A 13,360-nucleotide genomic window follows, 5' to 3' on the forward strand; every position below is an offset into this window, starting at 1 on the left:
TTCAATCGCGAGTACGTGAGGTGTCAGCCCGCACGCCGCGTGCAAATCTCATGGTTGATGCGAAATACTCAGAAAGTAGCGTCGAGGCGGCACTGCTGGCAACGGTTGCGCTGCCTGCGGATCGCGTCGATGCAGTGGTATTCCTCGGTGTCACAGAAGATAAGCTGACCAGCCCCGTCTCGGCGGGTGAAAACAAGGGCGTACTTCTGAAGCACGACCACGTGGTGCGCGCCTTGATTGGTCCACTTGCGGTCGACGCAAAAGACCGGGCGCAGGGCAATTTTCCGGTCCGGCGAATTCTTGCGCTCGCGCCGGACTGGAAACGCAGCGATTTATCGATCGTCGCTTTTGTGCAAAATTCACGTACTGGAGAAATCCTGCAAGCGTTGAGCACGCCGCTCTGCCGCGGCTGATCGCGGTTTCGCGCCGGCGGCCTTGAAGCTCGCAAGCAGATGATTTGCCGTCGCCACGTGTTCAATTCGCCAGTGCGAATTTATTACACGCGAATGAGCGCAAAAATTGGGTATGATTCGCGTGCCCAATTGCCAATGTATTGTGAGCCATGATCCTTCCCGAACCCTTTAGTGTCGAAATTTGCGATTGGTCGCAACATCAGGCTGCGCTTGCAGAAGTACGTCATGCCGTCTTCGTGGAAGAGCAGAAAGTTCCGCGGGAAATCGAGCTAGATGAACTGGATGCAATGTCCGTGCATGCCATCGCGCGGGACGCGGGTGGAAATGTCATTGGCACAGGCCGGCTGATTTTGCCGTCGCCACTGCCACGGATCGGTCGCATGGCGGTATTGAAGCCTTGGCGGCGCGCTGGCGTCGGCGCGGCCATCCTGCGGATGCTGTGCCGCGATGCAAAGCTGCGTGGATATTCCGAAGTCACGCTGAATGCGCAGACGCACGCCACACCGTTTTACTTCAAACACGGATTTCTTTCGCACGGTCCGGAATTTGTTGAGGCGGGCATTCCACATCAGGAAATGCGCAAGAAGATCTAGCAGCCTGTCGGACTTAGAGAATCGACGCGAAAAATGATTTGGGCGAGGGAAAATTTCTACGCTTTTCAAGCCAATGGTTGTTCCATTGGCGCCGAAAGGCGGGGAAATTTGCGCCGGCCACATCATTTTGCAGCCGATTCCATCTAAGTCCGACGGGCTGCTAGGCCAACTCAGGCACCAGATAGGGCAGTGGCTTTACCACAAGCTTGGGACCGTCGAGAGCCCCCAGCGCAAGCGAACCACCTTTGATGGCCTCGATCTGCGCGACGACCAGTGCATCGAATCCACCGCCCGGCGCGGGCGCGGCATTTGCGATCATGCCCGCCGCCTGATCGGCAAACTCCTGCGAATAAACGGAATCGCCCGGTTTCGGAACTGCCGTCGTCGAATGAACCCAGGCCATGCGACGTTTCAGTATGCCCCGGTACTGCGTGCGTGCAACGATTTCCTGGCCGGGATAACAGCCCTTTTTGAAACTGACGCCGCCGACCAATTCAAAGTTCGCCATCTGCGGGACAAATTGGTCCTGTGTGCTTGGCAGTACCGTGAGAATACCCTCGCGAATCTTGAGGTCATCCCAGACTGACGCACCGACGCGCATTGCCTGACGCGATAGCTCACGCCACCATGCAATCGCATTGTCCGCGCTCGCAATGATTTCGAATCGATTGGCCGACAGTCGCACAATCCTTCCGCCGTCGACATGCAATGTGCTCATCGAGGGTTCTGGAACCTGGCCGGTGATGGCCCTGACCATTGATTCGGCGTCCGCGCCGGCGATTCCAAAACGTACCCAGTTTGCACTCTCATCGCTAAGCGTGACCTTCGAGCGCAGTACAAACATCTGCATGCGCTTCTGTATGACGGGCTGCAATGAGCGCGGCAGTTGCAGGAAATATCCTTGCTTGCCTTTCCAGACAAGGAAAGTTGCCAGCAGCCTGCCTTTGGGTGAGCACCAGCCATTCCACTGGGCCACGCCATCGGCAAGTGTCAGCACATCGTTGCAGAACTGGGCCTGCAAATATGAAGCGGCGTCATCGCCGCTCACGAGGATCAGGCCATCGTGCGACAGATCGCATAGGACGGCTCGACTATTGATGGCCGACGACTCACGCGTCGGGTCCCCAAAATCAGCGATCCGCCCATCGGCAAAACGTGCACCTTGGTCAGTGAGTTCGGAAATCCAGCGCTCGCTCATGGGACACTATTCTCGGTTACGATTCGGCAGGCAAGCAGTTATATGTCGCCAACAGGCATCCAGCGCCACATTGGCCCCATTGTAGATTTATTCATATGTCCGAAGTTCAAGCCCCTGAAAACAAATCCTTCGATCCGCGCTGGATTACGTTGCGGGTTTCACGTATCAATCTCGGCATCACCATCTTCGGTGCACTGCTGGCGTTCCCCGTGATGATGCTGATCGGCGGAATGGATGTGTGGATCCGCATGTCGCTGCTGGCAGGGTTTGTGGCGTCCATGGCGTGGGACTTGCAGCTGATATTGCTCAAAGGAAGGGATTCGGTCGGCGCATTCTACTTGTTTGACCTGGATCCCGTTTCACCGTTGGCGGCGCCCGATCCATCGGGCATGAAGAAGAAAGTTCGCGCGGACTCGCCCCGGCTGGGGATACGCATCCGCTTTGCGAATGCAGCGAATCATCCCGCATCCAGCGAGCAAAATGGCCTTGTACTGACAAGGGCATTTGTATCGCCCTGGTTCACGGCATTGCGTTATCACCTGCCCGGAGATGCCGCCTGGCGGCGCTGGTGGCCGCGTGTCATACCGCTTTGGGCGGATAGCCTCGATGCGGGTGATTTTCGCGGGATTCGCGTGGCCCTCAAGTGGAAGTAGTCCACGCAGTGCCAAATCGACGCATCTAGCACGGCACGGCACGGCAAGGACGGTAAGAGACGGGATGGCCTCCGGTATAATTTCACCTCCGGTACCACCTTTTCTTCCCGGCCCTGCCAATGAATTCCCCTCAAGTTGTTCCGCCCGTAGCGCCCCCTGTTTTGGTGCTGCGCGGCTCGCCGGCGCTATCGGCATTTCGTCTCGATAAACTTCGGCAAATGCTGATGCAAGCGCATCCGGCGATCCGGTCGATCGACAGTGCATTCGTGCATTTTGTCCACGCGACGCGAACGCTCGACGAACGCGAATCCTCGATCCTGCATAAGTTGTTGACCTACGGCGGCCCCGCATCCCCCGCGCACGAGGGGGAGAGTTTTCTCGTGATTCCACGCGTTGGCACGATCTCGCCCTGGGCATCGAAAGCGACCAATATCGCTCGCAATTGCGGACTGGATAGCGTGCATCGGATCGAGCGCGGCGCGTTGTTCACCGTGAAATGCGAAGGCGCCGTGTCCGCAAATATTCGCGATGCCGTCGCCGGCGCAATTCATGACCCCATGACGGAGACCGTGCGCTTTTCGCTTGACGATGCGGCTGAACTATTTGTCGAACAGGCGCCGGTGCCGTTGGCGCACGTGCCCCTGATGGCGGACGGCAAGCAGGCATTGAGCCGCGCGAACATCGACATGGGACTCGCCATGGCGGCCGACGAGATTGACTATCTCCACGACTACTATCAACGCATCAAGCGCGACCCGACCGATGTTGAATTGATGATGTTCGCGCAGGCGAATTCCGAGCACTGCCGTCACAAGATTTTCAATGCCTCCTGGACCATCGACGGCGAAGCGAAGGACAAAAGCCTGTTTGCAATGATACGAAACACGCATCAGCTGGCGCCGCGCGGGACGATCGTCGCGTATTCGGACAATTCGGCGATCATGCAGGGTGCAACCATTGAACGTTTCTATCCGGACGGAGATGGGAGCTTTGGTTTTCACAAAGATGAAACCCATATCCTGATGAAGGTGGAAACGCACAATCACCCGACCGCCATTGCACCGTGGCCGGGTGCGGCGACCGGTTCCGGCGGCGAGATTCGCGACGAAGGTGCGACCGGCGTTGGTGCGAAGCCCAAAGCCGGGCTCACCGGGTTCTCGGTATCAAACCTGAACATCCCCGGGCATCGCCAGCCTTGGGAAAATCCATACGGAAAGCCCGCGCGTATTGCCTCCGCGTTGACGATCATGATCGAGGGGCCGATAGGCGGCGCCGCCTTCAACAATGAATTCGGCCGCATCAATCTCACCGGTTACTTCCGCACCTACGAGCAATGGGCCGATGGCGTGGTGCGTGGATATCACAAACCCATCATGATCGCCGGCGGCCTGGGAAATATTTCCAGCCGTCACACTCACAAGAAACCGCTGGTGCCGGGTACGCTGCTGATTCAACTCGGTGGTCCCGGCATGCGCATTGGCCTCGGTGGTGGCGCGGCATCGTCGATGACTTCGGGCACCAATACGGAAGCGCTGGATTTTGATTCGGTGCAGCGTGCCAACGCGGAAATGCAGCGCCGTTGCCAGGAAGTAATCGATGCCTGCTGGCAAATGCAGGATGCCAATCCAATCTTGAGTCTCCACGATGTCGGTGCGGGAGGTATCTCCAACGCCTTGCCTGAACTCGCGCATGGCGGTGGTGCTGGCGCACGGTTTGATTTACGCGCGGTGCCGTCAGAAGAACCGGGTATGAGCCCGCGGGAAATCTGGAGCAACGAGTCGCAGGAGCGTTATGTGCTGGCCATCGCGCCGCAATCGCTGGATCGGTTCCGGCAGATCTGCGAGCGCGAGCGTTGCCCGTTTGCAGTGTTGGGTACCGCGACCGAGGCGCAGCAACTCGTGGTTGTTGATCCCCTGTTCGGAAACAATGCGGTTGATATGGACATGGATGTGCTGCTTGGCAAGCCGCCGCGCATGCATCGGGACGTTGTGTCGGTAGCGGTGACACTACCTGCATTGAATACGGCCGATATGGAATTGAAGGACGCCACCTATCGCGTATTGCGGCTGCCGGCCGTGGCGGACAAATCATTCCTGATCACGATTGGCGATCGATCCGTTGGCGGGCTGACGGTACGCGACCAGTTCGTTGGTCCCTGGCAGGTGCCGGTTGCCGATTGCGCGGTCACGCTGATGGGTTATCACACGCTGCAAGGCGAGGCGATGGCGGTGGGGGAACGCGCGCCGGTCGCGATTATCGATGCGCCCGCGTCAGGCCGCATGGCGGTCGGCGAGGCCATCACCAACATCGCAGCAGCGGATGTGGCAGCGATCAGCGATATCAAACTGTCGGCAAACTGGATGGCGGCGGCAGGTTTTCCAGGTGAAGATGCGCGCTTGTTCGAGACAGTGAAAGCGGTGGGCATGGAATTGTGCCCCGCGCTGGGCATGTCCATTCCGGTCGGCAAGGATTCCTTGTCGATGAAAACGGTGTGGGACGACGGGGCCGAAAAGAAGCAGGTCGTCGCGCCGGTTTCTCTTGTGATTACCGCATTTGCGCATGTGGCGGATGCCGGGAAGACACTGTCACCGGTACTCGATCGCGGTGCCGGTGATACCGAGTTGGTGCTGATCGATCTCGGGGCAGGCAGGAACCGGCTGGGCGCATCGGCACTCGCACAGGTATACGGACAGGTGGGCAACGCAGCTCCCGACCTGGACGACCCCGCGCAACTCAGACATTTTTTTGCCGCGATACGGCTGCTTACGCGCGGGCACAAAATCCTCGCCTACCACGACCGTTCGGATGGCGGACTGCTCGTGACACTTGCCGAGTTGATGTTTGCGTCGCGCTGCGGGCTGACCATCAATCTGGATGCGCTCACCTATTCTGAACGCGAAGCGGATGTCGACGATTACGACGTCAGCAGCACCGCGACGAAACTCGGCGAAAGCGAAGCGGTTCTGGCCGCGCTGTTCAACGAAGAACTCGGCGCGGTAATACAGATTCGCAAGGCAGATCGTGCGGTGGTGATGCAGGTACTGCGCGGCGCAGGGCTCGCCACATGCAGTCATGTCATCGGCCATCCCAACGACAGCGATGAACTGAGGGTGATTCGCGCCACGCGGTCGCTGCTGTGCGAAAAACGCGTTGACCTGCAGTCGGCCTGGAGTGAGACGAGCTTTCTGATTCAGTCGCTGCGTGACAATCCCGTTACCGCGAAACAGGAATTCGAGCGGCTGCAGGACGCGACCGATCCGGGGCTTAACGCCAAGGTCAGCTTCGATCCTGCTGAAAACGTCGCGGCGCCATTTATCGGTGTGGCGGCAGCACCGAGGATTGCAATTCTCCGAGAGCAGGGTGTCAACGGTCAGGTGGAAATGGCGCATGCCTTTACCCGTGCCGGATTCGATGCCATCGACGTGCACATGAGCGACATCATCAGTGGCCGGATATCGCTGGCCGATTTCAAGGGCTTCGCCGCCTGCGGGGGTTTTTCCTACGGTGACGTACTCGGCGCGGGCGAGGGCTGGGCGAAATCTGTCTTGTTCAATCCGCGTGCACGCGACGAGTTCGGGGCTTTCTTTCAGCGTAGCGATTCTTTCGCGCTCGGTGTGTGCAATGGCTGCCAGATGATGTCCAACCTGCACGAAATCATTCCGGGCGCGGAAAACTGGCCGCATCTTGAACGCAACGGCAGCGAACAATATGAAGCGCGCACCGTGCTTGTCGAGGTCCGTGAATCTCCGTCTATCCTGTTTGCCGGCATGAGCGGCTCGCGACTGCCGGTGGCAACCGCGCACGGCGAAGGCCGCGCAGTGTTTCGTGATGCCGCGCAGCAAGATGCCGTTCGCTGGCTGTGCGCGGCGCAGTTCGTCGACAATCAGGGCCGCGCGACTGAACAATTCCCGGCCAATCCCAACGGATCACCACTGGGCATGACCGCCTTTACGACGCCGGATGGGCGCTTTACGATCATGATGCCGCACCCGGAGCGGGTCGCGCTGAATGTGAATCTGTCGTGGCGACCGGTCGATTGGCCGGTGGCTGATGTGGATGGAAAGCCGGCGTTCAGCCCGTGGATGCGCATGTTTCAAAATGCCAGGCGTTGGGTCGGTTGACCTGCTTGACGGCAAACACTAGCGCTGGTGCGGCTTCCGCGCATAAAATGCCATGAAAGCCGCACCAGTGCTAGGGTTTGCCGACCCGAAATCAGCGCAGCGGTGACTTTTCCGCTGACACTCGTCTTACACCCGCGACATAGCGTTTGAGTGTCGACGAGAGTTCGCCCGACGGAATCATGGCTTCAATCAACTGAAATTTTCCGCGTGTGGCAACGGCCTGCGCGAGTGCATCGGCAAGCTCCGCACGGGTACGGGCACGCATGCCATCGCCGCCCATGCCTGCCGCCATGCTGGCGAAATTCCATTCACCGAGATGATTGAAAGCAGACTCCGGCTGGAAACTTTGCAGCATGCCCCAGCCAGCGTTGTTGAATACCACCACGATTGGATCCCAGCCGTATCGAGGACAATTGCCCAGTTCCCAGCCAGTCATCTGGAATGCCCCATCGCCGACCAGAATCAGTGCGCGTCGGCCGCTGGCGGCCTGCAATCCCAGCCCGGCGGGAACGCCGAAGCCCATGGTGGCGTAATAGCCGGGGGCTACACGATGTGTGTGATCGATATCCATGGACGTGAACAGACAGTCGCCGACGTCCACGGCGAGCGGCATGCGGCCATGCCGGGCCATGAGATCGTTGATGGCGCGCGCGATGTCATCCGGCGCGATGGTGTGGTCATCGGCGACCAGGCCGGCGGGGCAGGGCACAGGTTGTGTGCACGCCTTGTCGCTGGCGTAGGCAGGCGTCCACTTGATTGCCGTGCGTTCAAGGAGCGCGGCGATCAGTGCCGCAAGCGGAATATCTGAATACGTGTGGTATCCGAGCGTGACTTCGCGATCATTCGCGTGAATGGTGTGGCGCAAATCAATTTGCCGCTGTGAAATTCCAAAGTTAGTGTCGGAGAGAATGACGCCGAGCAGAAATAACGCGTCGGCGTTCTCAACCAGTTCCGTCACCTCGGGTCGCCCCGCCATGCCCAGATAGGCGCCCAGCGCGGGATTCGCCGATTCAGCAAGCAACCCACAGCCCATGAAACTGGTCACCACCGGGATGCGCAGACGTGCCGCCAGTTTGGCAACGGCTTCTTCCTGACCGAAGCGTCGCACTTCAACACCGACCATCAAAACAGGCTGGCTTGCGCGAGACAGGCGTTCGAGGATCTCAGTGACGCATGCGGTGAGTGCATCCGTATCAATCGGTGCGGGAACGTCTGGTGTAACGGGCGCGCATGGCACGTTTGGCATGTCGCGCGGCACCTCGATATAGACTGGTCGCGTCTCGCGGATGCAACTTGCCAGCACGCGTGCGATGGCGCCGGGCGCGCGGGCGGCATCGTCCAGGCGAGTCTGGTCGCAAGTAATCTCGCGGTAGATTTGCAGCTGCGAGTCCAACCGTTTTGCCTGGTGGTGCAGCAGCCATCCGCTGCCGGATTCACCTCGCCCGGGACCTCCCGAGATCACCACCAGCGGTGATTTTTCGGCGTACGCACCGGCCACGGCATTCACCATGTTCAGTGCGCCAGCGCCGTAAGTGACGACCGCCACGCCGGGCGCGCCGGAGATCCGCGCGGCCGCATCGGCGGCGAACCCGACTGCAGGTTCATGACTGAGCGTGTAGAGCGGCAGGATTGCGGATTCCTCGATTACCTTGAAAAACGGCAAAACGAAATCACCAGGGATTCCGAAGATCTGGCGTGCGCCGTGGGCCTTGAGCGCGATGAGGAGTGATTCCGCAAGATTCATGGCGGGCCAGCGTCGAGTTTGGGTTCGTCCATTGTCCAGTCCCGGAATCGTCCTGCTTTGTTCCAGATCAACGGAGCGAACAGGTGCACATTATTCTTGGCGCGCGTATCCGCATTGGGCATGCTGTTGCGACTAGCTTTCGAAGCGTGCTCCGAAGGCTTCGGCATACGCGCTCTCGCCATACTCGAAATGCGCATCGGGCGTCTCACCGAGGTAGGTGGCTTCCACCGTGACCTTGACGTATCGATCAAGCTTTTGCCAGATCGCATAGGTCAAAGTACGCGCAATATCCGCGGGGCGCTCGCCGGCGCGGATCTCGTGCTCGGCGGAAAGTGTAATGGCCATCGCATCGCCAACGCGGGCGCGTTCCACTTCCTGGGGTTTCGCCCAATTGGCCGTGAATGCCTCGACCACCGACGGTACTTCGCGCGGCAGCAATGGCGATGCACTCAGATCGAGTCGATAGAGGTTGCCGGCTTTGGCGAATTGCACGTGGACGGGAGTATTCATGAGTTTACGTTAATGGAACTTTTGCCATGGCGCAATGCTAGGCAAAGACGAAAGTTTGGATTAGCATCATTGACTCCCGACTGGGGAACGAAAAAAAGGGCAGCCGTAGCTGCCCTTTTTTCTTCCTTCTGCGCCGCCATCCCCGAACAAAACTTTCGCCGCGTCCAGGATGATTGATTGTCGCCGTGTGGCGGACAATGAATTACTTGAGGTCTATCTTGGCCTTGCTTTTCAGTTCCTGCACCAGCTTTGAAACCTGTTCCTGCTGCGCACGCTGGCGGAAATTGTCTTTCACTTCGTCATACGTCGGCACTTTCATCGCGCGTGAGTCGTCGAGACGAATGACGTGATAGCCGAAAGGTGACTTGACCGGTACGTCGGTGGTCTCGCCTTTTTTCAGCGCTTTCATGGCATTGCCGAACTCAGGTACATAGCGGCCGGCCGGACCCCAATCTAGATCGCCACCATTGTCTTTCGAGCCGGTGTCCTTGGATTTTTCCTTGGCCAGTTTGTCGAAGGCATCGCCACGCTTCAGTGACGCGATGATTGCCTTGGCATCGTCTTCCTTGTCAACCAGGATATGGCGTGCCTTGTATTCCATGTCGCCCATTTGTGCCACGAATTGCTGGTAATTTGCCTTGAGCTTCTCGTCGGTAACCGGGTTGGCTTTGACGAAGTCGTCGAAGTATGCGCGGATCAACACGGCCTGACGGGCCATGTCCATTTGTGCGGCGACCGTTGCATCCTTGTCGAGACCCTTTTTCTTAGCGGCCTGGGCGAGTACCTCGCGGCTGATCAGTTCTTCGCGAATGGCGTTTGCCACGTCGGGGGAAGCAGGTTGGCCGCTCGCCTCACGCTCCTTGTTCATTGCGTCGAAATGCGCTTGCGGAATGGTCACGCCATTGACGCTGATTTTTCCTTCCGCTTTGGCTTCGGCCTTTGCGGCTTTGGATGCCTTGGCGGGCTTTTCGGCTTTTTCAGCAGTTTGCGCCATGACGGCGGGTGCCGCAAACGCGACAGCAACAGCGACAACGAGGGATTTCAATTTGAGTTGCATGGGTCTTCCTTCTGTGTGGTAATTGAACATGAAAATTGTTACTGGGGCTTATTGCGCACGCGCATCGATCTTGAGCGCGTGAATGCGGGTTTGCATCAAATCGCCCAGCAGGTCGTAAATCATCCGGTGGCGTGCCACGGAGGACTGACCCAAAAAAACGGGCGAAACGATGGTGAGTTCGAAATGCGAGCTATCGTGCGCACCGGTGCGAGCCGCGTGATCGCGCGCACCGGCATGCCCGGCGTGTGAAGCGGAATCATCGATGATTTCAAGTGTGACCGGATGAAGCGGCGCCAGACGTTCGCGGATGATGGTTTGTATGTTCATATCGATTCAATCTTGCCGGTTAGGCCGGCAACACTTTTTTGAAAGGCTTGACGGCGACGCTGGAAAATACGCCGGCTTTGCAATAAGGATCTTCTGACGCCCACGCAATGGCGGATTCGCGCGAGGCGAATTCCGCCACGATCAAAGAACCCGAAAATCCTGCAGGCCCCGGGTCCTCGCTGTCGATCAACGGATGCGGGCCAGCGACAATCAAACGACCCTCTGCCTGCAACAGTTTAAGACGCTCAACATGCGCCGGCCGATTGGCGAGACGCTTGTCCAGCGCGCCGGGCATCTCCTCGCAAATAATTGCGTACAGCATCAAATTTCCTTGGCTTTGGTCACTGGCTCCGCCGGCTCATCCGGTAGATATTTCGCCAGCCAGAATGCCTGGGCCAAAACGAACACGAGGCTTAACGCCGTGCCGCCAAAGACTTTCACCTTTACCCAAGCGTCGAGTGAGAGTGTCATGGCGAAGTATTGGTTCAGTCCCGCCAGCAGCAGGAAAAAACCGCCCCAGGAATAGGAAAGCTTTTTCCACGCTTCAGCAGGCAGCTCGATTTCATTGCCGAGAATGGATTTGAGGGGGTTCTTGCCGAGTGCCGCGGCTGCAATGATGAGCGTGCCCATCAAGCTGTAAAACAGGGTCCACTTGATCTTGATATAGAACTCATCCTGCAGCAGGATTGTCGCGGTTCCGAATATGAGGATGAACCCGAGTCCGATCCATTGCACCGGCTTGACTTTTTCCTTGCGAACAAGGCACCAGATGATTTGCACAATCGCCGTCGCAATGGCGACGCCAGTCGCGACATAAATGTCGGCGAACTTGTAGGCCGCGAAAAACAGGATGACCGGCAGGAAATCGAACAGAAGCTTCATTAATTGCGGACGAAAAGAGCGAACATTATGGCAAAGAGGACAGAAAATCAATAACTTGGCATTTTCGCATGTTCAGGGCAGGTGCACAAATCTGATTGTTCGACCGGCCAACCGACTAATGAGTTCGTGTCCACCGCGCATGTTCTGTTTCAATCAGGGCCCGCGTTTCCTCGGGGAATCCAGGTTGGGAGGCCAGCGCGCAGGCTTCCTCGTAGAAACCTGCGGACTCATCGGGAAGGTGAGCATTCAGGGTATCAAAGGCGAAGCGCATCATTGCAGCGTCAGCCGTGCGAATGGCGGTAATGGCGAAATTGAGATTCAGGAGGCGCCAGGCCCGTTCCGGGTTTGAGCGTTCCATATCGGCTTTCAGCGCGGGTGTCAGATGCTGCACGAAGCCCTGCATCAGCGCATAGACCGCCGCCGCGTCCTGGCGAGTTTCAGCGCGATTGGATTGGGCCGCGAGCGCGTTGGCGATGGGTTCCGCCGCTTGAATGGGCAACTGATGACGCATTGCCCAGTAGCCGATGCCAATCTGCACCATGTGCAGGATTTCCCGCTGATCGGTATTTTCCAGCCGGTCAAGCCAGGCATCCAGTTCGGCCAGGCAGCGAAGCGCCTCGTCGACGGCCCGGGCGGCATCATTCACGGGCAGTTCGCTATCCGCACCGTATTGCGAATCGAGGTTTTGCATCAGTGGTAGAAACTCACTGATGATGGAGATCAGCCCGACCGCATCCGTGGCGCCGCCAGATCCACCGAAGCGCTGCTGGTAAGCCTCGTTGACCGAGGCCGCCAGGGCGGCAAAGCGTTCGCGCAGGAGTGCATGGTCGGCGAGATTGGTGTCATCGGCGTTAATTAGATGTATTTGAATCGGTTTGGCGCTGGTTTTGCGTTCGGACATGTTGTTTGCGTAGGTGTTCTTTAGGCCGAGCCGGGCAGTTTGCTATGATGATCGGCTGCGTATCAAGTGAAAAAGTTCGGGAAAAATTGCAGAATTTTGATTTACACAGTCACAGTAACGCATCCGATGGCTTGTTGACGCCACGCGGCCTGATCGAGCTTGCGGTCGAAATGGGATGTGATGCGATTGCCTTGACAGATCACGATACCACGGACGGATTGCACGAAGCCGGGCAGGCGGCGCGCGAAAAGAACCTTCGATTCATTTGCGGCGTGGAAATCTCGGTTACCTGGCCACTGGCCCCACATGGAAGCGCCCGCCACGCGGACATCAAACCCACCACCATTCACATTGTTGGCCTCGGCATCGATCCTGCGAACACGGTCTTGGCGAGCGGGCTTGAGTCCATTCGTGCCGGACGTCTCGAGCGCGCACGACGTATGGGCGAGGATTTTGAGCGGGTCGGCATTAATGGATTATTCGAGGATGCTTTCGATATTGCCGAAAACAAGACGATGATCGGGCGCACCCATTTCGCGCGTGCGCTCGCCGGGCGAGGACTGGTGAAAAGCGTGGGAAAGGCCTTTGAGCGGTACCTGACGTTTGGCCGCCCCGGCTATGTTGCGCATCAATGGGTGTCGGTGGCTGAAGCCGTGACATGGATCCGCGTCGCAGGCGGCGTGCCGGTAGTCGCTCATCCAGGGCGCTACAAACTGACTCGGGCCGAAATCAGGATACTCATGGACGATTTCAAGGCGGCTGGCGGCCGGGCAATTGAAGTGGTCACCGGTAGCCACCAGCCGCATCAATACCGCGAATACGCCATAATCGCGCGGGAGATGGATTTCCTGGCCTCGCGCGGCTCGGACTATCACGGACCCGGCGAAAGCCACTTTCAGCCCGGCAAGCTCCCGCCACTTCCCGCGGACTTGATCCCGGTGTGGCACGCACTTTAGCTAAC

Annotated in this window: 13 protein-coding genes; 5 read left to right on the plus strand and 8 right to left on the minus strand. The window is 58.3% G+C overall.

Annotated features, from left to right (window positions below; translation table 11 throughout):
- Nucleotides 1–413 (plus strand): DUF1223 domain-containing protein (locus IPP88_19760; GenBank protein MBL0124850.1); only part of this gene is annotated, 413 nt, incomplete at its 5' end.
- A gap of 149 nt (nt 414–562) precedes the next feature.
- The gene (locus IPP88_19765; GenBank protein ID MBL0124851.1) at nt 563–1,006 is read left to right on the plus strand and encodes a GNAT family N-acetyltransferase; all 444 of its coding nucleotides are present in this window, start codon (nt 563–565) and stop codon (nt 1,004–1,006) included.
- 160 nt (nt 1,007–1,166) lie between these two features.
- Here IPP88_19765 and IPP88_19770 read toward each other — a convergent pair whose 3' ends face one another.
- The gene (locus IPP88_19770; protein ID MBL0124852.1) at nt 1,167–2,204 is read right to left on the minus strand and encodes a folate-binding protein YgfZ; all 1,038 of its coding nucleotides are present in this window, start codon (nt 2,202–2,204) and stop codon (nt 1,167–1,169) included.
- A 95-nt stretch (nt 2,205–2,299) separates the two neighbouring features.
- Here IPP88_19770 and IPP88_19775 point away from each other — a divergent pair, with 95 nt between their 5' ends.
- Both IPP88_19775 and purL read left to right on the plus strand, forming a co-directional pair.
- Nucleotides 2,300–2,857, plus strand: coding sequence for a hypothetical protein (locus tag IPP88_19775; protein MBL0124853.1), 558 nt, complete (start codon nt 2,300–2,302; stop codon nt 2,855–2,857).
- Nucleotides 2,858–2,976: 119 nt separating this feature from the next.
- A complete protein-coding gene (gene purL, locus IPP88_19780; protein MBL0124854.1) occupies nt 2,977–6,978 on the plus strand; it encodes a phosphoribosylformylglycinamidine synthase in 4,002 nt (1,333 codons plus the stop codon).
- 91 nt (nt 6,979–7,069) lie between these two features.
- On the opposite strand, the gene ipdC is transcribed toward purL, so the two are convergent.
- From ipdC to IPP88_19815, 7 genes are all read right to left on the minus strand, one after another.
- Nucleotides 7,070–8,722, minus strand: a complete 1,653-nt coding sequence (ipdC, locus tag IPP88_19785) for an indolepyruvate/phenylpyruvate decarboxylase (protein ID MBL0124855.1) — start codon at nt 8,720–8,722, stop codon at nt 7,070–7,072.
- Between the two features lie 132 nt (nt 8,723–8,854).
- The gene (locus IPP88_19790; protein ID MBL0124856.1) at nt 8,855–9,232 is read right to left on the minus strand and encodes a hypothetical protein; all 378 of its coding nucleotides are present in this window, start codon (nt 9,230–9,232) and stop codon (nt 8,855–8,857) included.
- Between the two features lie 202 nt (nt 9,233–9,434).
- Entirely contained in the window at nt 9,435–10,289 is an 855-nt protein-coding gene (locus IPP88_19795) for a peptidylprolyl isomerase (protein ID MBL0124857.1), read from the minus strand.
- 48 nt (nt 10,290–10,337) lie between these two features.
- Nucleotides 10,338–10,616 (minus strand): BolA family transcriptional regulator, encoded by a 279-nt coding sequence (locus tag IPP88_19800; protein MBL0124858.1) that lies wholly within the window; start codon nt 10,614–10,616, stop codon nt 10,338–10,340.
- Nucleotides 10,617–10,635: 19 nt separating this feature from the next.
- Nucleotides 10,636–10,938, minus strand: a complete 303-nt coding sequence (locus tag IPP88_19805) for a YciI family protein (GenBank protein ID MBL0124859.1) — start codon at nt 10,936–10,938, stop codon at nt 10,636–10,638.
- Nucleotides 10,938–11,498, minus strand: coding sequence for a septation protein A (locus IPP88_19810; protein ID MBL0124860.1), 561 nt, complete (start codon nt 11,496–11,498; stop codon nt 10,938–10,940). Before IPP88_19810 ends, IPP88_19805 begins: the two co-directional genes overlap by 1 nt.
- Before the next feature lie 115 nt (nt 11,499–11,613).
- Nucleotides 11,614–12,399, minus strand: coding sequence for a hypothetical protein (locus IPP88_19815; GenBank protein MBL0124861.1), 786 nt, complete (start codon nt 12,397–12,399; stop codon nt 11,614–11,616).
- Between the two features lie 47 nt (nt 12,400–12,446).
- Here IPP88_19815 and IPP88_19820 point away from each other — a divergent pair, with 47 nt between their 5' ends.
- Complete coding sequence (locus IPP88_19820; GenBank protein MBL0124862.1) at nt 12,447–13,355, plus strand: PHP domain-containing protein; 909 nt, start codon at nt 12,447–12,449, stop codon at nt 13,353–13,355.
- Nucleotides 13,356–13,360 lie beyond the last annotated feature (5 nt).

Source organism: Betaproteobacteria bacterium (assembly GCA_016720925.1).
Lineage (GTDB): Bacteria > Pseudomonadota > Gammaproteobacteria > Burkholderiales > Usitatibacteraceae > UKL13-2.

Bases quoted from the DNA above. Each gene is read 5' to 3' on its own strand.
- IPP88_19765 (MBL0124851.1), top strand. From the start codon at position 563: ATGATCCTTCCCGAACCCTTTAGTGTCGAAATTTGCGATTGGTCGCAA.
- IPP88_19770 (MBL0124852.1), bottom strand. From the start codon at position 2,204: ATGAGCGAGCGCTGGATTTCCGAACTCACTGACCAAGGTGCACGTTTT.
- IPP88_19775 (MBL0124853.1), top strand. From the start codon at position 2,300: ATGTCCGAAGTTCAAGCCCCTGAAAACAAATCCTTCGATCCGCGCTGG.
- purL (MBL0124854.1), top strand. From the start codon at position 2,977: ATGAATTCCCCTCAAGTTGTTCCGCCCGTAGCGCCCCCTGTTTTGGTG.
- ipdC (MBL0124855.1), bottom strand. From the start codon at position 8,722: ATGAATCTTGCGGAATCACTCCTCATCGCGCTCAAGGCCCACGGCGCA.
- IPP88_19790 (MBL0124856.1), bottom strand. From the start codon at position 9,232: ATGAATACTCCCGTCCACGTGCAATTCGCCAAAGCCGGCAACCTCTAT.
- IPP88_19795 (MBL0124857.1), bottom strand. From the start codon at position 10,289: ATGCAACTCAAATTGAAATCCCTCGTTGTCGCTGTTGCTGTCGCGTTT.
- IPP88_19800 (MBL0124858.1), bottom strand. From the start codon at position 10,616: ATGAACATACAAACCATCATCCGCGAACGTCTGGCGCCGCTTCATCCG.
- IPP88_19805 (MBL0124859.1), bottom strand. From the start codon at position 10,938: ATGCTGTACGCAATTATTTGCGAGGAGATGCCCGGCGCGCTGGACAAG.
- IPP88_19810 (MBL0124860.1), bottom strand. From the start codon at position 11,498: ATGAAGCTTCTGTTCGATTTCCTGCCGGTCATCCTGTTTTTCGCGGCC.
- IPP88_19815 (MBL0124861.1), bottom strand. From the start codon at position 12,399: ATGTCCGAACGCAAAACCAGCGCCAAACCGATTCAAATACATCTAATT.
- IPP88_19820 (MBL0124862.1), top strand. From the start codon at position 12,447: ATGATCGGCTGCGTATCAAGTGAAAAAGTTCGGGAAAAATTGCAGAAT.